At 64.4% G+C, this 24,571-nt stretch carries 23 protein-coding genes; 15 read left to right on the forward strand and 8 right to left on the reverse strand.

Going from position 1 to position 24,571, the window contains the following annotated elements; all coding sequences use genetic code 11:
• Window positions 1-196 precede the first annotated feature (196 nt).
• Complete coding sequence (gene ffh, locus CAL19_RS15860; protein ID WP_026638990.1) at window positions 197-1,606, reverse strand: signal recognition particle protein; 1,410 nt, start codon at window positions 1,604-1,606, stop codon at window positions 197-199.
• A 108-nt stretch (window positions 1,607-1,714) separates the two neighbouring features.
• On the opposite strand from ffh, the gene CAL19_RS15865 reads away from it, so the two are divergent.
• The 4 genes from CAL19_RS15865 to CAL19_RS15880 all read left to right on the forward strand — a co-directional run bounded on the left by CAL19_RS15865 (window position 1,715) and on the right by CAL19_RS15880 (window position 4,093).
• On the forward strand, window positions 1,715-2,557 hold the full coding sequence (locus CAL19_RS15865) for a cytochrome C assembly family protein (RefSeq protein WP_026638989.1): 843 nt from the start codon (window positions 1,715-1,717) through the stop codon (window positions 2,555-2,557).
• A gap of 1 nt (window position 2,558) precedes the next feature.
• Window positions 2,559-2,810, forward strand: coding sequence for a PP0621 family protein (locus CAL19_RS15870; RefSeq protein WP_026638988.1), 252 nt, complete (start codon window positions 2,559-2,561; stop codon window positions 2,808-2,810).
• Between the two features lie 70 nt (window positions 2,811-2,880).
• Window positions 2,881-3,459: a 1,6-anhydro-N-acetylmuramyl-L-alanine amidase AmpD gene (gene ampD / locus CAL19_RS15875; RefSeq protein WP_094797348.1), complete on the forward strand. Its 579-nt coding sequence runs from the start codon at window positions 2,881-2,883 to the stop codon at window positions 3,457-3,459.
• A gap of 13 nt (window positions 3,460-3,472) precedes the next feature.
• On the forward strand, window positions 3,473-4,093 hold the full coding sequence (locus CAL19_RS15880; RefSeq protein WP_026638986.1) for a glutathione S-transferase family protein: 621 nt from the start codon (window positions 3,473-3,475) through the stop codon (window positions 4,091-4,093).
• Window positions 4,094-4,107: 14 nt separating this feature from the next.
• Here CAL19_RS15880 and CAL19_RS15885 read toward each other — a convergent pair whose 3' ends face one another.
• Window positions 4,108-4,599: a MarR family winged helix-turn-helix transcriptional regulator gene (locus CAL19_RS15885; protein ID WP_026638985.1), complete on the reverse strand. Its 492-nt coding sequence runs from the start codon at window positions 4,597-4,599 to the stop codon at window positions 4,108-4,110.
• Between the two features lie 141 nt (window positions 4,600-4,740).
• Between CAL19_RS15885 and CAL19_RS15890 the strand changes: the two genes are divergently transcribed.
• From CAL19_RS15890 to CAL19_RS15900, 3 genes are all read left to right on the forward strand, one after another.
• Window positions 4,741-6,006 (forward strand): flavin-dependent oxidoreductase, encoded by a 1,266-nt coding sequence (locus CAL19_RS15890; RefSeq protein WP_094797349.1) that lies wholly within the window; start codon window positions 4,741-4,743, stop codon window positions 6,004-6,006.
• Window positions 6,003-6,476, forward strand: coding sequence for a DUF3237 domain-containing protein (locus CAL19_RS15895; protein ID WP_094797350.1), 474 nt, complete (start codon window positions 6,003-6,005; stop codon window positions 6,474-6,476). Before CAL19_RS15890 ends, CAL19_RS15895 begins: the two co-directional genes overlap by 4 nt.
• Before the next feature lie 71 nt (window positions 6,477-6,547).
• On the forward strand, window positions 6,548-7,513 hold the full coding sequence (locus tag CAL19_RS15900; RefSeq protein WP_094797351.1) for a Bug family tripartite tricarboxylate transporter substrate binding protein: 966 nt from the start codon (window positions 6,548-6,550) through the stop codon (window positions 7,511-7,513).
• 224 nt (window positions 7,514-7,737) lie between these two features.
• Here the strand turns inward: CAL19_RS15900 and htpG are convergent, their stop codons facing one another.
• The gene (gene htpG, locus CAL19_RS15905) at window positions 7,738-9,639 is read right to left on the reverse strand and encodes a molecular chaperone HtpG (protein WP_094797352.1); all 1,902 of its coding nucleotides are present in this window, start codon (window positions 9,637-9,639) and stop codon (window positions 7,738-7,740) included.
• A 268-nt stretch (window positions 9,640-9,907) separates the two neighbouring features.
• Here htpG and azu point away from each other — a divergent pair, with 268 nt between their 5' ends.
• The 8 genes from azu (at window position 9,908) to CAL19_RS15945 (ending at window position 19,327) form a co-directional block, all read left to right on the forward strand.
• Entirely contained in the window at window positions 9,908-10,357 is a 450-nt protein-coding gene (azu, locus tag CAL19_RS15910) for an azurin (protein WP_026638980.1), read from the forward strand.
• A gap of 136 nt (window positions 10,358-10,493) precedes the next feature.
• Window positions 10,494-12,752, forward strand: a complete 2,259-nt coding sequence (locus tag CAL19_RS15915) for a NosR/NirI family protein (RefSeq protein WP_094797353.1) — start codon at window positions 10,494-10,496, stop codon at window positions 12,750-12,752.
• A 37-nt stretch (window positions 12,753-12,789) separates the two neighbouring features.
• Window positions 12,790-14,697: a TAT-dependent nitrous-oxide reductase gene (gene nosZ, locus CAL19_RS15920; RefSeq protein ID WP_026638978.1), complete on the forward strand. Its 1,908-nt coding sequence runs from the start codon at window positions 12,790-12,792 to the stop codon at window positions 14,695-14,697.
• Between the two features lie 5 nt (window positions 14,698-14,702).
• Window positions 14,703-15,998, forward strand: a complete 1,296-nt coding sequence (locus CAL19_RS15925; RefSeq protein ID WP_094797354.1) for a nitrous oxide reductase family maturation protein NosD — start codon at window positions 14,703-14,705, stop codon at window positions 15,996-15,998.
• Window positions 15,995-16,900, forward strand: coding sequence for an ABC transporter ATP-binding protein (locus tag CAL19_RS15930; protein WP_026638976.1), 906 nt, complete (start codon window positions 15,995-15,997; stop codon window positions 16,898-16,900). The genes CAL19_RS15925 and CAL19_RS15930 overlap by 4 nt, the downstream gene beginning before the upstream one ends.
• A complete protein-coding gene (locus CAL19_RS15935) occupies window positions 16,897-17,727 on the forward strand; it encodes an ABC transporter permease (protein ID WP_026638975.1) in 831 nt (276 codons plus the stop codon). The genes CAL19_RS15930 and CAL19_RS15935 overlap by 4 nt, the downstream gene beginning before the upstream one ends.
• The gene (locus CAL19_RS15940) at window positions 17,724-18,269 is read left to right on the forward strand and encodes a nitrous oxide reductase accessory protein NosL (RefSeq protein WP_094797355.1); all 546 of its coding nucleotides are present in this window, start codon (window positions 17,724-17,726) and stop codon (window positions 18,267-18,269) included. The genes CAL19_RS15935 and CAL19_RS15940 overlap by 4 nt, the downstream gene beginning before the upstream one ends.
• 14 nt (window positions 18,270-18,283) lie before the next feature.
• Complete coding sequence (locus tag CAL19_RS15945; RefSeq protein ID WP_094797356.1) at window positions 18,284-19,327, forward strand: FAD:protein FMN transferase; 1,044 nt, start codon at window positions 18,284-18,286, stop codon at window positions 19,325-19,327.
• Between the two features lie 916 nt (window positions 19,328-20,243).
• Here the strand turns inward: CAL19_RS15945 and CAL19_RS15950 are convergent.
• The 5 genes from CAL19_RS15950 to parA form a co-directional block, all read right to left on the reverse strand.
• Window positions 20,244-21,800 (reverse strand): PIN domain-containing protein, encoded by a 1,557-nt coding sequence (locus CAL19_RS15950; protein ID WP_170941555.1) that lies wholly within the window; start codon window positions 21,798-21,800, stop codon window positions 20,244-20,246.
• Between the two features lie 71 nt (window positions 21,801-21,871).
• Complete coding sequence (locus tag CAL19_RS15955) at window positions 21,872-22,090, reverse strand: DUF2274 domain-containing protein (RefSeq protein ID WP_094797358.1); 219 nt, start codon at window positions 22,088-22,090, stop codon at window positions 21,872-21,874.
• Complete coding sequence (locus CAL19_RS15960) at window positions 22,087-23,358, reverse strand: TrbI/VirB10 family protein (RefSeq protein ID WP_094797718.1); 1,272 nt, start codon at window positions 23,356-23,358, stop codon at window positions 22,087-22,089. Before CAL19_RS15960 ends, CAL19_RS15955 begins: the two co-directional genes overlap by 4 nt.
• Window positions 23,359-23,465: 107 nt before the next feature.
• Window positions 23,466-23,729 carry a chromosome partitioning protein ParB gene (locus tag CAL19_RS15965; RefSeq protein ID WP_094797719.1) on the reverse strand — a complete coding sequence of 88 codons (264 nt, stop codon included), beginning with the start codon at window positions 23,727-23,729 and terminating at the stop codon, window positions 23,466-23,468.
• Window positions 23,726-24,364, reverse strand: a complete 639-nt coding sequence (parA, locus tag CAL19_RS15970; protein WP_094797359.1) for a ParA family partition ATPase — start codon at window positions 24,362-24,364, stop codon at window positions 23,726-23,728. The genes CAL19_RS15965 and parA overlap by 4 nt, the downstream gene beginning before the upstream one ends.
• Window positions 24,365-24,571: the final 207 nt, after the last annotated feature.

Genomic DNA, 24,571 nt, shown 5'->3' on the forward strand with positions numbered 1-24,571 from the left:
GTCGGCTCTCAGAGGCGCGCATCCGGGGCCTAATCTGCGTCACAAAGTCCAGGCTTTCGGTGTCAGAACAAACTCACCGGATACGCTAGTAGCGATAGCTAATCACCACCGCCTTCAAGATACAAGGTGTCAGACACCCCCAGTCCCGCACATCCGCTCCAAAGGCGTCAGACACCCGCCAACGCACCCCGCCCCGTCAGCGGAATCCGCCGAAGCGCCCCAGGCCTTTCATGCCGCCCATGGCGCGCATCATCTTCGACATCCCGCCCTTTTTCATCTGCTTCATCATGCCCTGCATCTGTTCGAACTGGGCAAGCAGGCGGTTGACTTCCTGCACCGGCACTCCCGCGCCGGCCGCAATGCGGCGCTTGCGCGAGGCCTTGATGAGCTCGGGCTTGGCGCGTTCGCCGGGTGTCATGGAATTCAGGATGCCCTCGGTGCGACGCAGCTGCTTTTCGGCCTGGCCGCCCTGCAGCTGGCCGGCGGCCTGCTGGAACTGCGCGGGCAGCTTTTCCAGCAAAGACCCCATGTCGCCCAGCTTCTTCACCTGGCCCAATTGCTCGCGGAAATCGTTCAGGTTGAACTTGTCGCCCGACTTCAGCTTGGTCGCCAGCTTCTGCGCTTCGGCGATATCGATGTTCTTCTGCGCCTGCTCGACCAACGACACAATGTCGCCCATGCCCAGCACCCGCTGGGCCATGCGGTCGGGGTGAAAGGGTTCGAATCCATCGAGCTTTTCGGACACCCCCACGAACTTCAGGGGCTTGCCCGTTACATGCCGCACCGACAGCGCCGCGCCGCCGCGGGCATCGCCGTCGAGCTTGGTCAGCACCACGCCGGTCAGCGGCAACGCCTCGGCAAAGGCGCGTGCGGTGTTTACCGCGTCCTGGCCCTGCATGGCGTCCACCACGAACAGCGTTTCCACCGGACGCACCAGGTCGTGCAGCGCGCGGATCTCGCGCATCATGGCTTCGTCGATGCCCAGGCGGCCCGCCGTATCCAGGATCAGCACGTCGTAATGATGCCGCCGCGCGTGTTCTACCGCATCGCGCGCGATATCTTCGGGCTTCTGGCTGGGGTCCGACGGCAGGAAATCAATGCCTGCCTGCTGCGCCACCGTTTTCAGCTGTTCGATAGCTGCGGGACGGTAGACGTCGGCGCTGACCGTCAGCACTTTCTTCTTGCCGGTGTTGCGCCCATTCTGCACGTGCAGGCCCTGCGCCAGCCAGCGGCCCAGCTTGCCCGTGGTCGTGGTTTTGCCGGCGCCCTGCAGGCCGGCCATCAGGATGACGGCCGGCGGCTGCACCGCCAGCGACAATTCGCCCGCCGCCGCGCCCAGGTCGCCGCCCATGAGCGAGGTCAGTTCCCGGCTGACCACACCCACCAGGGCCTGGCCGGGGCTCAGGCTGCCCACCACCTCTTCGCCCAGTGCCTTTTCTTTTACCCGGGAGATAAAGTCGCGCACGACCGGCAAGGCCACATCGGCCTCGAGCAGCGCCATACGGACCTCGCGCAGCATTTCCTGCGTGTTGGCTTCGGTAAGGCGGGCTTCGCCGCGCAGTGTCTTGACGACACGCGACAGGCGTTGAGTAAGGTTATCGAGCATGAGAGGCGTTTCCGCTTACACTAGTTGATTGAACAGAGGCCCGGGCGGACGGCTTTTGCGCCCACCGGCGACGAGCGCCCCAGGGGCCCCATCCAGACAACGGTATTTATGTCATTAGGCATTGTATTTCACGCCGTGGCCGCGCTGGCATACGCCGTACTCGTTGCGGGGTTGTGGCGCCGCCTGCAAGGGGCGGGCAGCATCGAGAAAACCGGCCGCATCGCGCGCGCGTTCCTGCTGCTCGCGCTGGTAATCCATGGCGCGGGGCTGCAGTACGCCATGCTGAGCGGTTCCGGGTTGTTTGTCGGGTGGGCGCTGGCCCTGTCGGCCACGGTCTGGCTGGGGCTGGTGGTATTCTGGCTCGAAAGCCTGCTGGTGCGCATCGACGGCCTGCAACTGCTGCTGTTGCCGGCCGCGGCCGTCGTATGCGCCATGGCGGCGTTGTTCCCGCAGGGCCAACTGGTTCCGCACGCCGACAGCGGCTGGCTGCGCCTGCACTTGCTGATCGCCCTGGCCGCCTACGCCCTGATCACCGTTGCCGCCCTGCATGCCCTGCTGATGGCCCTGCTCGACCGCCATCTGCACCGGCCGCTGGACGCACCCGCCGAACGCAGCATCGTCGGCCGCATCCTGGATGCCCAGCCGCCGCTGCTGGTGCAAGAACAGCTGCTGTTCCGGGTGATCTGGATCGGTTTCGCCGTACTGACGGCCGCGGTGGCCTCGGGCTCGATCGCGTCCATGCAGCTTACCGGCAAGGTGCTGCCGTTCGATCACAAAACCGTTTTCACCCTGCTGTCATGGCTGACCTTCGGCGTATTGCTGCTCGGGCGCCATATCCGGGGGTGGCGCGGGCGCGTGGCGCTGCGCTGGACGCTGACGGGCTTCGCTTTCCTGATCCTGGCCTATACCGGCAGCCGGTTCGTACTCGAAGTCATACTGCATCGGAGCTGACGTGGGTAAGTTGTTACTTTGGGTCATCATCATCCTGGCGGTCATGATGATCGCCCGCATTGTGTCGTCCCGCGCAGCCAGCCGGCGCGAATCCAGGGGCGCCGGCACGCCAGCGCGACGGCCCGGCGAAGAGCCTGTCGAATCCATGGTGCGCTGCGCCCATTGCGGCATTCACCTGCCGCGTTCCGAAGCCGTGCTGCTCGACGGCAAGACCTGGTGCAGCAGCGACCACGCCCGTCTGGGCCAACGCTAGGCGCCCCGGCCGGGTCGGCCAAGGCAGGCATAATGGGGGCAACGCTTACCCCACGAGATGAGCCGTACCCATGTATTTTCAGCTCGATCGACACGGGTGGCTGGCGCCCGCGCCGGGCGTGCGCCTGATGCCATCGCCGAATTGCGACGCCCGCCCCCGCGGCATGCCGGTTTCGCTCCTGGTCATTCACAACATCAGCCTGCCGCCCGGACAATTCGGCGGCCCGCACGTTGCCAACCTGTTCCTGAACCGCCTGGACTACGGCGCCCACCCCTGGCTCGAACGCCTGCGCGGCCTGCGCGTATCGGCGCACTTTTTCATTGATCGCCAGGGCAATATCACGCAGTTCGTCTCTACCGAAGCGCGGGCCTGGCACGCCGGCGTGTCGCGCCTGGACGGGCGCGAGCGCTGCAATGATTTTTCGCTGGGCATCGAGCTCGAAGGCACCGACACGCAGCCCTACACCGACGCGCAATACGCCACGCTGGCGAAATTGGCGCGACTGCTGCGCACGCGCTATCCTTTGCGAACGGTTCGCGGCCACGAGCATATCGCCCCCGGCCGCAAAACCGATCCCGGCCCCGCTTTCAACTGGCCACGCTTTGGCCGGCTGGCCAGCTTCGCGCGCCGCCAGCTGCCGCCACGCTAATCAAGGAACCAACATGCTCAAGATCTGGGGACGCCCGAATTCGGTCAACGTACAGAAGGTGCTCTGGACTGTCCGCGAACTGGCGCTGCCTCATACCACCGAGCACGTGGGCGGGCAGTTCGGCGGGCTCGACACACCCGAATACGGCAACATGAACCCCAACCGCAAAGTGCCCGTCATCGACGATGGCGGCCTGGTGTTGTGGGAATCCAATGCCATCGTGCGCTACCTGGCCGCCCGATACAACGAGGGCGGGCTATGGCCCGCCGATGTGGCGGTGCGCGCTCAGGCCGACCGCTGGATGGACTGGACTGCCACCGAATGGCAGGTCGCCATGGTGCCGGCCTTTGTCGGCCTGTGCCGCACTCCCGAACCGCAACGCGATGCGACCGCCATTGCCGAATCGATCCACAGAACCAACCAGCTGGGCCAGATGCTCGATGCCGCGCTGCAAGGTTGCGAATACATAGCCGGCAGCCATTTCACCATGGGCGACATCGTCCTGGGCTGCGTGGCCCATCGCTGGCTGGGCATGCCCATCGAACGCCCTGCCACGCCGGCCCTGTCGGCCTGGTATCGCCGCCTGATGATGCGCCCGGCGCCGCAAGGCGTGCTGACACTGCCGTTGTCGTGATCCGCGCGGGCGTCCTAGCCCAGCCGGCCCAGCAAGGCAATCAGCTGCGCGCGCTCGGCGGCGCCCAGCCGGGCGCTGATACGCGTATCGTGGGCGCGCACTGCCCGGGTTATTTCCACATGCGCGCGCTTGCCGGCCGGCGTGGCCACCAGTGAATACGCGCGGCGGTCGCCGGCGGCATCTTCCCGACTCACATATCCCAGGGCCTGCAGCTGATCCACCAGCTGCACCGCGCCCGACCGGGCGATGCCCAGGATGCGAGCCAGCTCGGTCAGTTTCAGGCGCGGGTTCGCGGCAATCAGCGTCAGTGCAGAAAACCGCTGCGGCGTAATGTCCCAAGGCGCCAGCGCGGCCAGGAAATCTTCGTAGATAAGAATCTGCGCCCGCCGTATGGCGTAGCCCACCAGCTCGTCCAGCACGCCATATTCCACGCCGGGCACGTGCGGGTCGAAGTGCTCGCCGCGGGCCAGGGGCCGGCGCGGCCTGAACGATGAAGCTGGTGGCATGGCAAACACAATCGCTGAAAAGGGGACTACACACTACCCCAGACTTCCCGTGCGCGCTACCGGCTCGGGTTAGTCCCAGTGTGCGTCCGCCGACACATTTGTTATGGTGCATAACAATAAAAAAATGCCTGGAGAGAGACCATGCAGATCACCATCGCCGGTGCGGGCATCGGCGGGCTGGCGCTCGCGCTGATGCTGCACCAGCGCGGCGTCGATTGCCGCGTCTACGAAAGCGCGCAGGTGCTGCGCCCCCTGGGAGTCGGCATCAACCTGCTGCCTCACGCGGTCAACGAACTTGAACAACTGGGGTTGCTCGACCTGTTGTCCGAACGGGCGATTGCCACGTCGTCCCTGCACTACTACAACAAACTCGGCCAACCCATCTGGCGCGAGCCCCGTGGCCTGCAGGCCGGCTATCCACTGCCGCAATTTTCGATTCACCGCGGCGAATTCCAGATGCTGCTGGCCGACACCGTACGCGCGCGGCTCGGGCCGGATGCCATCGTCACCGGCATGGCCCTGGAAAGCGCCAGCCAGGACGGTGACCGCGCCTGCGCCACGTTCCGCAGCCGCGCCGACGGCTCTGTGCATACCGTCCAGGCAGACGCGGTGGTCGGCGCCGATGGCATCCATTCCGCCTTGCGCCGCCAGTTCTATCCCACTGGCGACGAGCCCCGTTTTTCCGGGCGCATGCTGTGGCGCGCGGTTACCGAAGCAGACCCGTACCTGGACGGCCGCACCATGTTCATGGCCGGCCACCAGGACCAGAAATTTGTTTGTTATCCGATTTCGGAACCCCTGCGGCGCGACGGCAGGTCGCTGATCAATTGGATTGCCGAACTGGCGATTCCCGACGCCACGCTGCCCGCCACCGACTGGAACCGCAGCGTCGACAAGTCGGTGTTCGCCGACCGGTTCGCCGACTGGCGCTGGGACTGGATCGACATTCCGGCCATCATCGATGGCGCGCAGGCCATCTACGAGTTTCCGCTGGTCGACCGCGACCCGCTGCCGCGCTGGACGCGCGGCCGCCTGACCTTGCTGGGCGATGCCGCCCATCCCATGTATCCCATCGGGTCGAACGGATCCGCGCAAGCCATTCTGGATGCCCGGTGCCTGGCCGACTCGCTTGCGCAGGTCCGGCGCGGCCAGTTGCGCGCACTGGAAACCGCCCTGCTCGAGTACGAGGCCGAACGCCTGCCGCGCACGGCCGGCATCGTGCTGCGCAATCGCCTCAATGGCCCCGAGCAGGTCATGCAAATGGCCGAAGAACGCGCGCCGCAAGGCTTCCAGAACATCAACGACATCATCTCCAACGACGAACTGCAGGCCGTCTCGCTGCGCTACAAGCAGCTGGCCGGGTTCGACCCCGCGGCGCTGCGCCGCCAAACCGGAGCCCAACCATGACCGAGATCACGCATCCCGCCCCGCCCGGGCTCGAGCACATTGCCACGCTGCACGTACAGGTCGGCCCGCCGCAAGAAGTCGGCGACACGCCCCAGGGGCGCCGGCGCATCATCCCCATCCTGGGCGGGCAGGCGTACGGCAAGCTGGCCGGGCGCATCCTGCCGGGCGGCGCAGACTTCCAGGCCATACGCTCGGCCACATACACCGACATCCACGCGCGCTACATCATCGAAACCGACGAAGGCCACCGCGTCTACGTAGAAAACACCGGCATCCGCACCGGCAACGCCGATGACATCGCCCGGCTCGCCCGGGGCGAAGCCGTTGATCCGGCGCGCCTGTACTTCCGCACCTACCCGCGCTTTGAAACCGCTGCGCCGGGCCTGGCCTGGCTCAACGAACACCTGTTCGTGGGCACGGGCGCCCGTTACCCCGACCGTGTCGAGCTGGCGTTCTATCGCGTCTGCTGACCCTTTCCCCACCTAGCTGAAACGCCCAGCCGCAGGCCATGTACCCGCGGCATTCTTCCAGGAGACACACCATGCAACTGCGATTGCGCCGCCTGTTCGCCGCCGCCCTGTTCTGCCTGCCCGCGGCCGGCCTTGCACAGTATCCCGATGCCCCCATCCGCCTGAACGTGGGCTTTCCTCCCGGAACAGGCCCTGACATCGTGGCGCGCACCCTGTCCCAGCAACTGGGCGAGCGCCTCAAGCAAAGCGTGGTGGTCGAGAACCGCGCCGGCGCGGGCGGGCAGATCGCGGCGCAGGCCGTCGCGCGCAGCCCGGCCGATGGCTACACCCTGTTGCTGGGCGAAGTCGGCTCAATCAGTATTTCGCCCGCCACCTACAGCAACCTGAACTACAACCCCACCAAAGACTTCGCGCCGATCTCGGAAGTGGTGCGCGTGGACTTCGTGCTGGTGGTGCCCGCCAACTCGCCCTACAAAGACCTGCAGGCCTTCATCGCCGCCGGCAAGCAGGCGGATGACCGCATCAACTTCGGCACCTTCGGCGCAGGCACGCCCGGCCATTTCGGAGCCGAACTTTTCGCGCGCGAAGCGGGCTTAAAGATCGAACCGGTGCACTACCGCAACACGGGCGATGCGGTGTCGGCCCTGGTCTCCGGCGGCGTACAGGCCGCGTTCGTCACCACCGCGCTCGCGGCCCCGCAGGTCAAGGGCGGCAAAATGCGCGCACTGGCCGTAACCGGAAGCGAACCTTCGGCAACCATGCCCGACGTGCCCACCTTCAAGCAAGCGGGTTACGGCAAAGTGGATTTCGGCGCCTGGTTCGCGCTGTTCGCCCCGGCCGGCACGCCAGACGCCGTGCTGAACCTTCTGCAAACCGAAAGCGCCGCCGGCCTGCGCGCCCCCGAAGCCGCCCGCACCCTGCAAGGCGCCGGCTTCACCATCGTCGGCTCCTCGCGCCAGGACTTGCAACGCCTGCTCGACAGCGAAGCAAAACGCTGGTCCGACATCGTCAAAGCCACCGGCTTCAAAGCCGACTGACCCAAATCCGCCCCCTCGCGCGAGCAACATTCAGAAGACGCAAAAAAGGTGTCTGACACCAAAAGGTGTCAGACACCCCACAACCTCACACAGACAACCAATCTCCCCACAAAAAGGTGTCTGACTCCGAAGGTGTCAGACACCCCACAACCCCACACAGCCAACCAATCTCCCCACAGAAAGGTGTCTGACACCAAAAGGTGTCAGACACCCCCCGCAAGCAATCAAGCCTTCAACAGCAACGCATTCATGCGCTTCACAAACGCCGCCGGATCGGCAATCTGCGCGCCTTCGGCCAGCAGCGCCTGATCCAGCAGCAGCCGCGCCCACTGTTCGAAATCGGCATCATCCGCATCGCGGATCTTCGTCACCAACGCGTGCTCCGGGTTGATCTCCAGCACCGGCTTCACGTCCGGCGCCTGCTGGCCGGCGGCCTTCAACATACGCAGCAGATGCGGGCTCAGTTCATTCTGGCCCACCACCACGCAAGCCGGCGAATCCACCAGGCGCAGCGTCACGCGCACTTCCTTCACCTGGTCTTGCAGCGACTTCTGCAGCCGCTCCACCAGCGGCTTGAACGTCTCGGCCACCTCGGTCTGGCGCTTCTTCTCGTCCTCGTCCGCCAGCGCTTCCAGGTCCAGCCCGCCCTTGGCCACCGACACCAGCGACTTGCCGTCGAACTCGCGCAGGTACGAAAGCATCCATTCGTCCACGCGATCCGACAACAGCAGAACCTCGATCCCCTTCTTGCGGAAGATCTCCAGATGCGGGCTGTTGCTGGCCGCGGTAAAGCTGTCGGCCGACACGTAGTAAATCTTGTCCTGCCCTTCCTTCATGCGCGACACATAATCAGCCAGCGAAACCGTCTGCGCGGCATCGCCCGTGTGCGTCGACGCAAAGCGCAGCAGCTTCGCGATGCGTTCCTGGTTGGACGGGTCCTCGCCCGTGCCTTCCTTCAGCACCTGGCCAAACTCCGTCCAGAAAGCGGCGTAATCTTCAGGCTTGTTCTCGGCCAGGTCTTCCAGCAGCGACAGCACCCGCTTGGCAGACCCTTCGCGTATCGCGCGCACATCGCGGCTTTCCTGCAGAATCTCGCGCGACACATTAAGCGGCAGGTCGGCCGAATCAATCACCCCGCGCACAAACCGCAGGTACGACGGCAGCAACTGCTCGGCATCGTCCATGATGAACACGCGCTTGACATACAGCTTCACGCCGCGGCGGGCGTCGCGATCCCACAGGTCAAACGGCGCGTGCTTGGGCACATACAGCAACTGCGTATATTCAGTCCGGCCTTCCACGCGGTTGTGCGTCCAGGCCAGCGGATCATCATAGTCGTGCGAAATCGTCTTGTAGAACTCGCGATACTGCTCCTCGGTGATATCGCCCTTGCTGCGCGACCACAACGCATTGGCCTTGTTCACCGTTTCCAGCTCGTCGCGCCTGACCTGCTCGCCCTTATCGGCATCCCACTCTTCCTTGGCCATCTGGATGGGCAGCGAAATGTGGTCGGAATAGCGCCGCAGAATCTCGCGCAGTTTCCAGCCATTGAGCAGTTCGTTCTCGTCGGCGCGCAGATGCAGCGTAACGTCCGTGCCGCGCGTTTCTTTCTCGGCGGCCGCAATGCTGAACTCGCCCTGGCCGTCGGACTCCCAGCGAATGGCTTCCGACGAGCCCGCCCGCCGGCTCAGCACCGTTACCTTGTCGGCCACGATAAACGCAGAATAAAAACCCACGCCGAACTGGCCGATAAGCTGCGCGTCTTTCTGCTTGTCGCCCGTCAGCTGCGAAAAGAACTCGCGCGTGCCGGAACGGGCAATGGTGCCCAGATTGGCGATGGCCTCGTCGCGCGACAAGCCGATTCCATTATCCGAAATGGTGATGGTACGGGCGCTCTTGTCGTAGTCCACCCGGATGGCCAGCTCGCCATCGCCTTGCAGCAGGTCGGGCTGATCAATCGCTTCAAACCGCAGCTTGTCGCAGGCGTCCGACGCATTGGACACCAGCTCGCGCAGGAAGATCTCTTTATTGCTGTACAGCGAGTGGATCATCAGGTGCAGCAGCTGCTTCACCTCGGCCTGAAAGCCCATGGTCTCGGGCGTAGAGGGCGTCGTGGTCTCAGTCATAGTGGCATTTATGGTTTAAAAAACGGGACGGAACCCTGCGGCGCTGCCGCGGGCCCGCAACCTCGTGGTCATAAAGGGCTCGCCAGTTATAGGGGCAATCCGCAGAATTTCAAGACCCCGGAGTATCGTTGGCCTATCACCCCTGAGCACCCAAGACATTGTTTTTCGTCAAGGTCGACACTCGCCCCCATCGATAAACTGTGCTCTTGTGCGACGCGTCACCGGCGTACCGCCCGGCTCGCCATCGCCTTATTACCGGAGATTCCCCATGTTGGTCAAAGCCTCACTCGCCATTCTGCTCTCGGCCGCCGCCCTGCCCGCGCTGGCCGCGCAGTGCGAAACCACCGTCGAAAGCAACGACGCCATGCAGTTCCTCACCAAAGAAATCGTCGTCGACTCCAGCTGCAAGCAGTTCACCGTGCACCTGAAGCACGTGGGCAAAATGGCCAAGGCCGCCATGGGCCACAACTGGGTACTTACCAAGCAGGCCGACATGCAGCCCGTGGCCACCGACGGCATGAGCGCCGGGCTGGCCAACGACTACGTCAAGCAGGGCGACGCCCGCGTCATCGCGCACACCAAGGTCATCGGGGGCGGCGAATCCGACTCCGTCACGTTCGACACCGCCAAGCTGGCCGCTGGCGAAAACTACACGTTCTTCTGCTCGTTCCCCGGCCACTGGGCCATCATGAAGGGCACGCTCAAGCTGGGCAGCTGATCCGCCTCTAAGCATGCCATCGGGCGCCCCTAGCGGGCGCTTTTCTTTTGCCTTTTGTTTCTACTTGACTTCAGACAAGGCGGTATCCACGGCCACTGCTTAGCATGGTGCGCAAACAAGTTCACAGAGTTGTCGCATGCCAAGGCGCACCGTTTCAGCAGGCTTCACCCCCACGTTTCGGGCGCTGTTTCTTCTTTTCCTTGCATTGGCCGCCCTGCTGGCCGCACCCGCCCACGCGCAACGCCTGGCTCACTTTCTTTCTGCGTACCCGCCCGCCGAACTCTACCCCGGCGCCGACCGCATCGGTCCGCCCGAAGGCAAGCCGCTCGCGGCCCGGGCCTATGCCGGCAACCAGCCGCTTGGGTACGTCTACCTGACGACCGACATCGTCAACACCCGCGGCTATTCCAGCAAACCCATCGACATCATCGTCGCCCTGGCCGACAACGGCCAAATCGCCGGCGCACGCCTGGTCGAACACCACGAACCCATCGTCCTCATCGGCATCCCGCAATCCAAGGTCGAAGCCTTCATCCATGGCTACGTGGGGCTGAACTTCATCGAATCCCCGCCGCGCCATGGCGCCCCGCCGCCTGTCGACATCATCAGCGGCGCCACGGTCACCCTGATGGTCATCGGCGACAGCATCACCCGCTCGGCCATCGCCGTGGCCCGCGCCCACGGCATAGGCGGCGCGGCCCAGCCATCCGCCCCAGGCCAGGCTCCGGCCCAATCCGCGCCCGCGCGCGAACCCGACCCCACACTGGGGCCCGCCCAGTCCTGGCAAACCCTGCTCGACAACGGCGCCGTCCGGCGCCTGCAGCTATCGGTCGGCGACGTCAACCAGGCGTTCGCCCAAACCGGCCGCGCCGATGCCGCCGCGCGCCCCGAAACCTCCGACCCTGCCGATACTTTCATCGACCTGTACGCAGCCCTGGTCAGCGTGCCCACCATCGGCCGCAGCCTGCTGGGCGACGCCGCCTGGCAGCACCTGTCGCAGCGGCTCTCGCCCGGCCAGCATGCCCTGCTCGTCGCCGGCAACGGGGCATATTCGTTCAAAGGCTCGGGCTACGTGCGGGGCGGCATCTTCGACCGCATCGAAATCATCCAGCAAGACGCCAGCTTCCGGTTCCGCGACCGCAATCATCAACGCCTGGCCGACGTCGTCGCGGCCGGCGCGCCGGCGTTTTCCGAAGTCGCCCTGTTTGTCGTGCCCGACGACGCCAGCTTCCATCCCGTGCAGCCCTGGCGCCTGCAACTCATGGTGCAACGCGTGCTTAGCGTGCAGGACAAAGCCTTCGTCACCTTCGACCTGCCCTACGAACTGCCCCAGGCCTATACCCGCCCAACCGCTGCAGCGTCGCAGTTCGAGCCGGCGCCCCCAGCGCCGGCCCAGGCCACGCCCCATGACGCGCCCGCCCTCGACGCCGCCCCCGCCCTCTGGAAACAGATCTGGGCCGCCAAACAAGGGCAAGTGACCATCCTGGCCATCGGCCTAGCGGTACTGGTGGGTATCTTCTTCTTCCAGGACCAGCTCGCCCGCCGCCCCATTCTGTACGACCGCACCCGCCTGGCGTTCCTGGCCTTCACACTCTTCTGGATCGGCTGGTACGCGCAGGCCCAGCTGTCGGTCGTCAACGTTCTGACGTTCACCACGGCGCTGCGCAACGAATTCCGCTGGGACGCCTTCCTGATGGACCCGCTGGTGTTCCTGCTGTGGTGCGCCACCGCCATCTCCATGGTGTTCTGGAACCGCGGCGCCTTCTGCGGCTGGCTGTGCCCCTTCGGCGCGCTGCAAGAACTCGCCAACCGCGCGGCCCGGCGGCTGGGCGTCCGGCAGATTGCCGTTGCGCACGGAGTCAACCAGCGCCTGGCCACACTCAAATACGTCATCTTCCTGCTGCTGTTCGGTTTCTCGCTGTACGACCTGGCCTTTGCCGAGCGCCTGGCCGAAGTCGAACCCTTCAAAACGGCCATCATCCTGCGCTTCCTGCGCGACTGGCCTTACGTGGTGTTCGCCGTGCTGCTGCTGGTGGCAAGCCTGTTTATCGAGCGCTTCTTCTGCCGATACCTGTGTCCGCTTGGCGCCGCCCTGGCCATTCCTGCGCGCCTGCGTGTCTTCAACTGGCTGCGCCGCTACCACGAATGCGGCAACCCCTGCCAGCGCTGCAACGTCGAATGCCCCGTTCAGGCCATCGAACCCACCGGGGCCATCAACCCCAACGAATGCATCCAATGCCTGCACTGCCAGATGCTGTACCACCACGAGGGCAAGTGCCCTCACCTGATCCAGAAAAAGGCCAGGCGCGAACGCCGCAAGGCGCCACCCCACGAGGCCGTGCTGCAGCGCATGCCCAGCCCCAAGGTCCACGCCGAGCCGCCCGCCGATTTCTGACCCACCGGCACCACGCCAACACTCACTAGGAGTAACCATGTCCGATCAGAAACCAGACCGAACCGGACTCAGCCGCCGGGGCTTCCTGGGCACCGCCGCATTGTCCGGCGCCGCAGGGCTCATGGGCGGCGCGCACCTGACCGGCGCGCACGCCAAAGACAACAAATCGGCCGGGCAGTCTGGCCACATCGCCCCCGGAGAACTCGACGAATACTACGCGTTCAACTCCGGAGGCCAATCGGGCGAAGTCCGCATCCTGGGTCTGCCGTCCATGCGCGAACTCATGCGCATCCCGGTGTTCAACCATTGCAGCGCCACCGGCTGGGGCGTCACCAACGAAAGCCGCCGCGTACTTACCGAGGGCCTCACGCCTGAAACCCGCGAGTTCCTCAAAGACAAGGGCGGCGTGTTCCTCAATGGTGATGCCCATCACCCGCACATGTCGTTCACCGACAGCACCTACGACGGGCGCTACATCTTCATCAACGACAAGGCCAACAATCGCGTCGCCCGCATCCGCTGCGACGTGATGAAAACCGACAAAATCATCGAAATCCCCAACGCGTCGGGCATTCACGGCCTGCGTCCGCAACGCTATCCGCGCACGGGCTACGTGTTTGCCAACGGCGAACACATCGTCCCGCTGCCCAACGACGGCATCAAAACCGACAACCCCAAAGAAAACTACTTTGCCATCTACACCGCCATCGACGGCGACACCATGAAAGTCGCCTGGCAGGTGCTGGTAGACGGCAACCTCGACAACGGCGACGCCGACTACCAGGGCAAATACGCCTTCGCCACCTGCTACAACTCCGAAAAAGGGGTAACCGTCGAAGAAGCCTCGGCCAACGAGCAAGACTGGGTCGTGGTCTTCAACATCAAGCGCATCGAAGCCGCCGTCAAGGCCGGCGACTTCAAAACCATGGGCGGCGTGCCCGTTGTCGACGGCCGGCACGGCTCCAAGTACACGCGCTACATTCCGGTGCCCAACTCGCCGCACGGCTGCAACGCCGCGCCCGACGGCATCCACGTCGTGCTCAACGGCAAGCTCTCGCCCACTGTCACCGTGCTAGACGTTCGCAAGCTCGACGACCTGTTCGACGACAAAATCCAGCCGCGCGACTGCGTGGTGGCCGAACCGCAGCTGGGCCTGGGCCCCCTGCACACCGCCTTCGACGGCCGGGGCAACGCCTACACCACGCTGTTCATCGACAGCCAGATGGTCAAGTGGAACATCGACAAGGCGCGCCGCGCCTACCAGGGCGAAAACGTCGACCCCATCCTGCAGAAGCTGGACGTGCACTACCAGCCCGGGCACAACCACAGCACCATGGGCGAAACCCGCGAAGCCGACGGCAAGTGGCTGGTGTCGCTGAACAAGTTCTCGAAAGACCGCTTCCTGAACGTAGGGCCGCTCAAACCCGAAAACGACCAGCTGATCGACATCTCGGGCGACGAAATGAAGCTGGTGCACGATGGCCCCAGCTTCGCCGAACCCCACGACATGCTGCTGGTGCACCGGTCCAAGGTTCATCCGGTCAGCGCCTGGAAGCGCGACGACCCCATGTGGGAAGACGCCCGCCAGATGGCCAAGAAAGACGGCGTGGTGCTCGAAGAAGCCGCCAAGGTCGTACGCGACGGCAACAAGGTGCGCGTGTACATGATCGCCGTCGCGCCCATGTTCAGCATCCAGCACTTCGAAGTCAACCAGGGCGATGAAGTCACCGTCGTCGTCACCAACATGGAAGTCATCGAAGACCTTACCCACGGCTTCACGCTCGAAGGCCACGGCATCGCCATGGAAATCGGGCCGCAGGCCACGGCGTCGGTCACCTTCACTGCCGACCGGCCAGGGGTCTACTGGTACTACTGCCAGTGGTTCTGCCATGCGCTGCACATGGAAATGTCCGGGCGCATGATCGTGCGGCCCAAAAAGGCCTAGCGCGCATGCCTGATGTGCCTCGCGCCGCCTTGCGCGGCGCAGCCGCCATCGCCGCCGTCCTGGCCGGGCTTGCCCTGGCCGGCACGGCGGCATCGGCCGTCATTCAGGTACCGCCCGGCGCCGATCTGCAGCAGGCCGTATCGAATGCCGGCGAAGGCGATATCTTGCAGCTGGCGCCCGGCACTTACCCGGGCAACCTGGTCATCTCCAAACCGCTTACGCTCGAAGGCCCGCCCGACCGGTCCGCCGTCATCGTAGGCGAGCGCCGCGGCCGCACCGTATGGGTGCAGGCGCCGCACGTCACCCTGCGCCACCTGGGCATCCGCCAGTCGGGGCTGAGCCTGCCCGACATGGACGCCGGCGTCTTCCTCGACCGCACGGCCCACCACGCCGTCGTCGAGCACAACGACATCATCGACAACCTCATGGGCGTGTACGTATGGGGCCCCACCGCCGCCCTGGTACGCGCCAACCGCATCGTCGGCAACACCGAACTGCGCATGTCCGAACGGGGCAACGGCGTATCCGTATGGAACAGCCCCGGCAGCCGGGTGTTGAACAACGACATATCCGCCGGGCGCGACGGCATCTTTTCCAACACCAGCAAAAACAACCTGTTCAGCGGCAACCGCTTCCGCCAGCTGCGCTATGCGGTGCACTACATGTACACCAACGACAGCGAAGTCAGCGACAACATTTCCGAAGACAACGACATCGGCTACGCCATCATGTATTCGCACCGGCTGGTGGTGCGCAACAACGTAGCGCTGCGCAGCCGCGACCAGGGCCTGATGTTCAACTACGCCAACGACGCCACCATTACCGGCAACAGCGTGCGCGGCGGCGGCAAATGCGCGTTTCTGTACAACGCCAACAACAACCGCTTCGAACTCAACCACTTTCAGGATTGCGACATCGGCATTCACTTCACCGCCGGGTCCGACGGCAACACCATATCCGGCAACGCGTTCATCAACAACCAGAACCAGGTCAAGTACGTGGGCACCCGCGTCATCGACTGGTCTCGCGACGGCCGGGGCAACTACTGGAGCGACAACACCGCCTTCGACCTCGATGGCGACGGCATTGCCGACACGGCATATCGCCCCAACGGCATCATCGACCAGATCCTCTGGCGCGCTCCCGCCGCCCGCATCCTGCTCAACAGCCCAGCCGTATCCATCGTGCGCTGGGCGCAGGCACAGTTTCCCGCACTGCTGCCCGGCGGCGTCATCGACAGCGCGCCCCTGATGCGCCCGCCGCCGCTGCCGGCCGCCGTTTCACACGAAGCATCGCCATGACCACCACGCAAGTCGAACTTGCCGCCGCCGCCCGGCATTACGGCGCCCATCGCGCGCTGGACGGCGTGCATCTGCAATTGCAGGCCGGCGAATGCGTCGCCCTGGCCGGCCACAACGGCGCCGGCAAAAGCACGCTGATCAAGCTCATACTGGGTCTTATCCGCCCCACCCAGGGCCGCGTACTGCTCATGGGGCACGACGCCGCCAGCCGCCAGGCCGCGCGCCTGCGCCATCACATCGGTTACCTGCCCGAAACCGTGGCCCTGCACCCCGCCATGACCGGCGCCGAAACCCTGGACTTCTACGCCCGCCTCAAGCGCCAGCCCGTGGGGCGCAACGCCGCCCTGCTCGAGCGCGTGGGCATCGCCGACGCCGCCCGGCGGCGCGTGGGCGGCTATTCCAAAGGCATGCGCCAGCGCCTGGCATTGGCCCAGGCCTTGCTGGGCCAGCCGCGCATCCTGCTGCTGGACGAACCCACCACCGGCCTGGACCCGGCCTCGCGCCTGATGTTCTACGACATCGTGCGCGAACTGCGCAACGCCGGCGCCACCGTCCTGATCAGCACCCACGCCCTGGCCGAAATCGCGTCCCAGGTCGACCGCGTCATCATCATGAAGCGCGGCCGCAAAATCGCCGACGGCACGCTTGCACAATTGCGCCAATCCATCGGCATCCCCCTGCGTATCGCCGTCACCCTGTCGCAACCGGCGCCCGCCCATGCCCTGCCCCACCCCTGGCAGCAAACCGCGCCCGCGCGCTTCGAATGCCTGTGCACCGAAGCCAGCAAGGTCGACACCTTGCGCGGCCTGGGGGCCATCAGCCTGCCCATTGCCGATATCGACGTCCACGCGCCCAGCCTGGACGAAATCTACGCGCACCTGCTCGAACGGACCCCATCATGAACGCCGTACTCGCCATCATCGGCAAAGAAATCCGCGACGGCCTGCGCAACCGATGGGTGCTGGCCACAGCGCTGCTGCTGGCCGCGCTGGCGCTGTCCCTGGGCCTGCTGGGCAGCGCGCCCACCGGCGACGTCAAGGTCGACCCGCTTACCGTCACCGTCGTCAGCCTGTCCAGCCTGTCGATCTTCCTGGTGCCGCTCATCGCCATGCTGCTGGCCTACGACGCCATCGTCGGCGAAATCGACCGCGGCACACTGGCCCTGCTGCTCAGCTACCCCGTATCGCGCTGGCAGGTCATCGTAGGCAAATTCATCGGGCACCTGGCCATCCTGGCCCTGGCCACCACGGCCGGCTACGGCTTTGCCGGCCTGGCATTGCAGTGGCTGCACGGCGGGGCCGACGCCGCCGCATGGCGCCCCTTCGCCATGCTGATCGCCGCCAGCGTGCTGCTGGGCGCCAGCTTCCTGGCCATGGGTTACCTCATCAGCACCCTGGTGCGCGAACGCGCCACCGCGGCGGGCATCGCCATCGCCGTCTGGCTGTTCTTCGTCGTCATCTACGACATGGCCCTGCTGGGCCTGCTCGCCGCCGACCAGGGCCGCAGCGTCACCCCCGCAGTACTCGACATCCTGCTGCTGCTCAACCCATCCGATGTCTACCGGCTGATGAACCTTACCGGCTTCGAAAACATCGCCATGTACGCCGGCATGGCAGGCGTCGGCAGCCAGGCCAGCCTGGCCGTGTCCACCCTGGCACTGGCCCAGCTGCTGTGGATCGCCGTTCCCTTCCTGCTGGCGGCCCTGTGCTTTCAACGCAAATCCCTATGAACCCATTGCACCACCTTCGCCGCCCCGCCCGGCTGCTGGCCGGCGCACTGCTGGTGGCCACCCTGGCCGCCTGCGGCAACGACACCCAACAGGCGGCCGACATGCCGGCCCCCCACACCAACCTGGCCGACGCCGTCGGCCACTACTGCAGCATGGCGCTTGACGAACACACCGGCCCCAAAGGCCAGATCTTCCTGCAGGGGCGCGACACGCCCGTATGGTTCTCGGCCATCAAGCAAGTCTTCGCCTACACCGTACTGCCCGAAGAACCCAAAACCATCCGCGCCATCTACGTCAACGACATGGCAGGCGCCGAACTCGGCCACGAACCCGATCCGGCCGCCTGGATAGACGCCCGCCAGGCCCACTACGTCATCGAAAGCCGCTACATCGGCGGCATGGGCGCCGAAGACGCCATGCCATTCAGCCAGCGCAGCCAGGCCGAAGCGTTCGCCCAGATCCACGGCGGCCGCGTGCTGGGCTTTGCCGACATACCCGAAAACTACATCTTCTCGCAACAGCCGCCCGTCGCGGCCCCCTGATCGTCGAGACCAACATGAGCACCCCGCTGCCCGCCCGCCGCCGCTTCATCGGCATCACCGCCGCCGCCGCGGCCCTGTCCCTGGCGCCCGGCGCGCTGCGCCTGGCGCACGCCACATCCCGGCCCCAACCTGCCCAAAGCATCAACCCCATCACCTGGCGCGGCGTCGCTTTGGGCGCCGACGCCGAACTGCGCCTGTACCACCCCAGCCCCGCATTTGCCCAGCGGCTGCTGCACCAGGCCCTGGCCGAAATCCACCGCCTGGAAAGCCTGTTCAGCCTGTACCGCCACGACAGCGCCCTTGCCCAGCTCAACCGACAAGGCCACCTGGCGCATCCGCCCGCCGACCTGGTGCGGCTGCTTAGCGAAAGCACCCACTACAGCCGGCTGACCGGCGGCGCCTTCGACCCCAGCGTGCAGCCCCTGTGGAACCTGTACGCGCAACACTTCCAGCAGGCCGGCGCCAACCCCGCAGGCCCCGCGCCCCGCGCCCTGCAAAAAGCGCTTAAGCGGGTCGGCTACCAACACATCCACATCAGCCGCAGCCACATCCGCCTGCAGCAGCCCGGCATGGCCCTGACACTGAACGGCATCGCCCAGGGCTACATCACCGACCGCATCACCGACCTGCTACGCGCAGGCGGCCTGCCCCGCGCCTTGGTCGACCTGGGCGAAATCCGGGGCCTGGACGACCAGCCCGGCTCGGCCCCATGGCGCGTAGGCCTGGCCTGGCCCGACCAACCCAATCAAACCCACACCACCGTCGCCATCCATAACCAGGCCCTGGCAACATCGGGCGGCTACGGCACCCCGCTGGACCCCGCCGGCCGCCACACCCACCTGTTCAACCCCCGCACCGGCCACGCCCAACCACGCCATCGCAGCGTTTCGGTATTGGGCGGCACCGCCACCATGGCCGACGCCCTGTCCACCGCCTTCTCCAACATGCCCCTGGCCGATACCGCGCCGTTAGTGCAGCAACTGGGGCTGACAGCCTGGTTCGTACTGGCAGACGGCACCGTCCAGATACAGGGCAGCCCGCCACCTGCGCAAAGTTAAAAGTCAGCTTATAATTGCCAGCTTTCCGCCAGCCAACCTTCGCAGGTTGCGCGCGCCCCGTGCCCGGGTGGTGAAATTGGTAGACGCAGGGGACTCAAAAATAGGGACTTCTACCTATACGCAGAACCCCAGCAACGCTGCTAAAGCCGCGCCAGGCAAGGATTTTGAAGGTTTTAGGGCTGTTGGACAGAAAGCCGTTTTTTCGGTCCAGGAGCCAAATAGGAGCCAACTGTCATCCAGGTGGCTCCTGACAGGTAGTACGAGGTAGTAGTTGCTGTAGACTGCTTCACGATTTTGCCCGGGTGGTGAAATTGGTAGACGCAGGGGACTCAGACCAAATTTGAGCCCTCCGAGGGAAACCTCAGAGGTGAAGCCCGTCAAACTCGGTGAAGGCCCTGGACGCAAGTCCGAGCTAATGCCGAGCCAAGCCCTGGAGCCGAAAGGTTCCTCGGAAGGTGTAGAGAGCAGACGGCGGGCACCTAAGGCTGAAAAGCTATGGTGAAGGCGTGCTCCAGACCACGAACGTCATGCGCAGGCATGCCGGCGGCGAAAGCCGAAGTGGGAAGAAAATCCCCCGCCGCAAGGCGTGCCGGTTCGATTCCGGCCCCGGGCACCAGCCACAAGAGAAAGCCGCCCCTGTTCACGCAGGGGCGGCTTTTTCATTTCTAACCTACACGCTCGGGGCAACAAAAAAGAGCCGGTGTCAAGCCCTTCGTACAAATCGCGCGGGGCTTGAAATCATATACGGGGCAACAGGTTAGCTCTGTTTCGTGCCACTTGCAGGGGATGCGGCGTTGTGGGCGGGGAGCCACATAAGAGCCTTGCGAAAGCAAGTCGGGGCGCGCTGTAGCGGCGACGTTCTGCAAAGCACGGGCAGATGCCCAGCCATCATAGCTCACTCCTTCACGCCACTGAATTATTCGAGCTGCTCGATCAGTTCGGTCGCCTTTTCCCAAGTGCTCCCTATCCTGACAGACACTCTAATCGGGATTGCCTTTTTGATGGGGTCTGTAAGATTGGATGCATGAATTTCCACATGCAACGCCCCTACACAGTCATCCCTATCAAGTGCTGAAATAATCTCGAATTCAAACGATTCGGGCTCTGCACGGTGCCGCCATTGTTCGCAGGTGAGCTCAGTCCCAGGCCTTGGGTATTCCGGACGTGACCCCATTTTCCAATAGAAGGCATCGGGTTCGCGGGGAGTAGGAAACGCAGGGGGATTGATAAGAGGCGTTAGAGGACGCGCCAATGAGGACAGCCTCGCTGCTTGCTCCATTGCCCCCATCAAACTACTGCCACTAGTTCTCTTCCAATGCCCAGTTGGTGCGGACGGCGGACGCGGCAGTGCAATGCGAGGCCTACCTATTTCAATTTCTCCACTTAGGTTTCCGTCGCCATCACTCTCCGACACATCGTCTTCTTGAGGCAGTTTCAGCAATAAGCCGCCACCACGAAGATAAAATACCACCCTCACTCCTTCGGCAGGGCGTGAACCTTCGTTGAGCAAATCCATTTCGATTCTCGGCAGTTCTTGAGCATTTTGGAGTTGGTAATGCAGCTCGTGGAAACACGTCTCACAGCGTGACAGCCAATCTGGATATTGCTCTTTCTGGTAGAGAGCTATTTCGTCATCGGACGCGGGAACGAACTCCTCCCGTCCATAAAGTGCATAAATTCCGCTTAGTCCGAGTCCTGGACGGCGCTCAGCTTTTTCTCGTGAACCGAAATCAGTTGCCGCTGGAAATCGTTCCTTAACCATCTCAATCAATGATTGTATTTGTTCTTCCGTCAAAGGCTGGAAGCGCTTCGCACCGAACTCCCATGGTTCCCCATGTGGCTGGATAACGCACATCGGCTCAGCACTTTTCAAGCGTTTGACTTCCCCCTCCAGCGCTCGTAGGCGCTTTTGATCATCGTCACCCTCCGCAGGAAGCAGCCAATCTGACGGCACCCGATGAAACGGAACGCTTACACGGCGCGCACTCATCAATGGCCCATTGTCATTTGATAACAGGGCAGCTTGCCGCCCTTCTTGAGCATTTATAAACGCTGAAACGATACCCACGATGGAATCATCAGCCTGGGTGTAATCTAAGTCGTCTTGAAGAGAGGGATTTGGCCTGAGCTCAGGCATAGCAACCAAGGTTACTGTCGGCTTCTCTCCATCGGCTGCAAGTTCAACGGCAGATGAGTCAATGAGCCGGCCAATTAGGCTATTGGCAGTTCTCGCACGTTTAGCCAAACGGCCCTGTCCTCCTTTTTGCCTATCAATTTCCCTTATTACGGGCGCAACAAGCACCACGACAATGGCATCCCATTCTGGAAATGCCGTACTCCAAGGCAACTCGTGAAGGTGCCTGCATTGCATGAACACATTAGTGTCTGGAATGAGGTGAAGTGTCTTGTGTGTGGCAGGCATCGAGGCGGCGTCCAAGCTTCCGAACAAGCAAGGTTTCAGGATTCGTGTCATGGAAATTCTGCGTATCTCCTTGCAACCTATGAATACCATTTAATCACCAAAAGGGGCCTTTCGCCCTGGAGTCAGGAGGTTTTCCTCTTGAATCCGCGATCTCCGGCAACGAACGCCCCCAGCATGTGCGGGATCAGCGTCACGGCATCTACGGCCTCGCCATACGCCTGCGCGTGCAGCGCGGCGTAGCGTTCCAAGTCGGCTTTCAGGTCAGCCGGGCATGAGAATATGACCTTGACGGTCTCGGTCTTCGGCAGTGGCCCGAGCCGCAGCTTCTTGGTCGTGCTCATCGTGAAGTCCCCCTGTTGAAGAAAAGCGGCTGGTATGGCCGCAGCACCAGATCACGATTGACGATGATGCGAACCGGCAGGCCTGGCCGCTCGGTCAAGGTGGGCTGAATGTTGAGATTTCTGCGGGTCATCTCCTGGCCGACCTGATTGATGCTGTCCTGCGCGCTATCACGCCCGGCGATGATGACGCGATCGCCGTCCTGCCGGTTCTCCGGCGCGGCCAGCTCGGCGCCGATGCCCAGCAGCGTGGTCAGCGCCGCCCCGGCAAAGACACGATCCCAATGCCAGTCCACATCGTCTTCCAGGCCGGAATAGCCGGCCGGGTCGGTGCCGGCCAGGTTGTCGAGCGTCAGCGAAGACGTGTCCGGCAGGATGATGCGGTTCCACACCACCTGCACGCGGCTCTGCCCGTAACTGACCTGGCTGTTGTAGCGCCCGAGGATGCGCGAACCCTGCGGGATCAGCAGGAACTCGCCGGTAGCAGTGTCTTTGACCGGCTCCGTCACCGTGGCGATCACGTCGCCCGGAAGGTCGGACTTGATGCCCGTTACCAAGGCACCTGCAATCACCGTTCCGGCCATGACCTGATACGGCGAGGCCGGCAGGGTGAGATTGCCGGAATTACGGGTTTCCGTAGAACCACTTTTCAGGAAAGCCTCTTTCTGGTCTTGCCGGTTCTGCACGGCGGTCGGGTCGGCCGGCTGGGCCGCCGTCGAGGCCGGCCCGGCGGCCATCGGGTCGAACGCCGCATTGGCGGCGAAGCCCGGCGCGGCTGCGACCTGCGACTGCGCGACCGGCGTGGCCTTCTGCGAACCCGAGCGGAAGAACACGGACGAAGCCGCGGCCGCTTCGGCCTCCTTGCGCAGCGCGTCGTTCGGGTCATGGCCAGGGGCCGCATAGGCGGCTGTCACCGGCTGTTGGGACTTAACGATGGCCGGGCCAAGATCGCCCGGCAGCGGCGGCCCCAGCTCGGGAACGGTGGGCGGTAGCTTCGAGTAATCCGACGGCAGCGCATCCAGTCCTTCGGACTTCGACACGCGATCCACGTTGTAAAGCTCGGTCTGCTCGCTGGCTCCGCGCCGCTGCGGTTGCAGCGACCACATCAGCGCGCCGAGCACGGCGACCGACAGGCCGCCGGCGAGGATGGTAAGCGTGCGCCGGTTCAGACGCGTAACCGGGCGCGGCTGCGCGCGCAGCGCCACCGCCTCGGGCGCGATCTTGCCCGCCGCCTGCGGCGTGGCGAGGTCTGAGGTGTCGTCCTGGCTCATGGTCAGTTCGCGGGTCAGTGGCACGTTGCCGGCTTGGCCGGCGAGTGCTGCGGGATGCAGCGACAGCGCAGCCGTGGCCGCGCCAGCGGCAGGCGAAGCGGATGCGGTCATGGTGTGTTCTCCATCCGGTGTTCTGGAAACTCTCGTTCCAGCAAACCGCGCAGCAGTTCCGCGACGGTCACGCCCTGCGTGAATGCCGACACCTTGATGCGCGCCCGCATCGCGGGCGTGATGTCGAGGGTCAGGCGCGCGGTGTAGAGGTCGCCTTTCTGGATGCCGTCGGCCTCGCCCTGGCGAACCCACGCCTCGGCGTGCGGATTCGCCGGCGGACGTGCGCCGATGCCGACGCGCTTGCTGCGCGGGCTCCTCATGTCGGCCACCGCAGCAGTTCATCGGCGAGCGCGGCAATCTCGCGCGCGGCGGCACTGTCGGGTGCCGTCTCGCCGGCGAGCCGGCCAGCGGCCACGCTGTCGGCGAAAGCGATGCGCTGGCGCACCTCGGCGCGCAGCGCCGGCAGCGGCTGTTCGGCCAGCGATTGCCGTGCTTCCCTGCCGATGATGGTGGTGCTGACGCGCCGATTGATGACGAAGGCCGCGCGCAGCGCAGGCCGGAACACCTGTGCCTCGCGGATCAGCGCCACCATCTCGGCGCTGGCCCAAAGGTCATACGGGCTGGGCTGCACGGGAATCAGCACGCGCTCGGCCGCCAGCAGCGCGGAACGCGCCAGGGCGGCAATGCGCGGCGGGCCGTCGATGATGACGTGGTCGGCGCGGCGGGCCAGCTCCGGCGCTTCCTGATGCAGCGTTTCGCGGGCGAGGCCCACGGCGCTGAACAGCCGTGGCAAGCCCTGCTGACTTCTGCGTTGCGTCCAGTCCAGCGATGAGCCTTGCGGATCGGCGTCCAGCAGGATGACGTGCAGGCCGCGCATCGCCAGTTCGCCCGCGATGTGGGTGGCGAGCGTGGTCTTGCCGACGCCGCCTTTCTGATTGAGAAACGCGAAGATCATGGCGCGGCCCTCCCTGCTGGAAAGCCGGCCTGGCGGTGCCGTTTCATGGTTGTCCACCGAAGCGGCACGCTTCTACTAAAAGTTAGAGATTTATAGTTAGGTAAGTTAGAGGGAGCGAAAACCCGCGCCGTTACTGGCTTTGCGGCGTTTTCATACTCCTGATAGCACGATGGTCGTACTCCCGATAGCACGATACCCCGTACTCCT

The organism is Bordetella genomosp. 7 (assembly GCF_002261265.1).
Lineage (GTDB): Bacteria > Pseudomonadota > Gammaproteobacteria > Burkholderiales > Burkholderiaceae_B > Bordetella_A.

Coding starts and splice junctions, on each gene's coding strand:
- ffh (WP_026638990.1), bottom strand. CDS start 1,606: ATGCTCGATAACCTTACTCAACGCCTGTCGCGTGTCGTCAAGACACTG.
- CAL19_RS15865 (WP_026638989.1), top strand. CDS start 1,715: ATGTCATTAGGCATTGTATTTCACGCCGTGGCCGCGCTGGCATACGCC.
- ampD (WP_094797348.1), top strand. CDS start 2,881: ATGTATTTTCAGCTCGATCGACACGGGTGGCTGGCGCCCGCGCCGGGC.
- CAL19_RS15880 (WP_026638986.1), top strand. CDS start 3,473: ATGCTCAAGATCTGGGGACGCCCGAATTCGGTCAACGTACAGAAGGTG.
- CAL19_RS15885 (WP_026638985.1), bottom strand. CDS start 4,599: ATGCCACCAGCTTCATCGTTCAGGCCGCGCCGGCCCCTGGCCCGCGGC.
- CAL19_RS15890 (WP_094797349.1), top strand. CDS start 4,741: ATGCAGATCACCATCGCCGGTGCGGGCATCGGCGGGCTGGCGCTCGCG.
- CAL19_RS15895 (WP_094797350.1), top strand. CDS start 6,003: ATGACCGAGATCACGCATCCCGCCCCGCCCGGGCTCGAGCACATTGCC.
- CAL19_RS15900 (WP_094797351.1), top strand. CDS start 6,548: ATGCAACTGCGATTGCGCCGCCTGTTCGCCGCCGCCCTGTTCTGCCTG.
- htpG (WP_094797352.1), bottom strand. CDS start 9,639: ATGACTGAGACCACGACGCCCTCTACGCCCGAGACCATGGGCTTTCAG.
- azu (WP_026638980.1), top strand. CDS start 9,908: ATGTTGGTCAAAGCCTCACTCGCCATTCTGCTCTCGGCCGCCGCCCTG.
- CAL19_RS15915 (WP_094797353.1), top strand. CDS start 10,494: ATGCCAAGGCGCACCGTTTCAGCAGGCTTCACCCCCACGTTTCGGGCG.
- nosZ (WP_026638978.1), top strand. CDS start 12,790: ATGTCCGATCAGAAACCAGACCGAACCGGACTCAGCCGCCGGGGCTTC.
- CAL19_RS15925 (WP_094797354.1), top strand. CDS start 14,703: ATGCCTGATGTGCCTCGCGCCGCCTTGCGCGGCGCAGCCGCCATCGCC.
- CAL19_RS15930 (WP_026638976.1), top strand. CDS start 15,995: ATGACCACCACGCAAGTCGAACTTGCCGCCGCCGCCCGGCATTACGGC.
- CAL19_RS15935 (WP_026638975.1), top strand. CDS start 16,897: ATGAACGCCGTACTCGCCATCATCGGCAAAGAAATCCGCGACGGCCTG.
- CAL19_RS15940 (WP_094797355.1), top strand. CDS start 17,724: ATGAACCCATTGCACCACCTTCGCCGCCCCGCCCGGCTGCTGGCCGGC.
- CAL19_RS15945 (WP_094797356.1), top strand. CDS start 18,284: ATGAGCACCCCGCTGCCCGCCCGCCGCCGCTTCATCGGCATCACCGCC.
- CAL19_RS15950 (WP_170941555.1), bottom strand. CDS start 21,800: ATGACACGAATCCTGAAACCTTGCTTGTTCGGAAGCTTGGACGCCGCC.
- CAL19_RS15955 (WP_094797358.1), bottom strand. CDS start 22,090: ATGAGCACGACCAAGAAGCTGCGGCTCGGGCCACTGCCGAAGACCGAG.
- CAL19_RS15960 (WP_094797718.1), bottom strand. CDS start 23,358: ATGAGCCAGGACGACACCTCAGACCTCGCCACGCCGCAGGCGGCGGGC.
- CAL19_RS15965 (WP_094797719.1), bottom strand. CDS start 23,729: ATGAGGAGCCCGCGCAGCAAGCGCGTCGGCATCGGCGCACGTCCGCCG.
- parA (WP_094797359.1), bottom strand. CDS start 24,364: ATGATCTTCGCGTTTCTCAATCAGAAAGGCGGCGTCGGCAAGACCACG.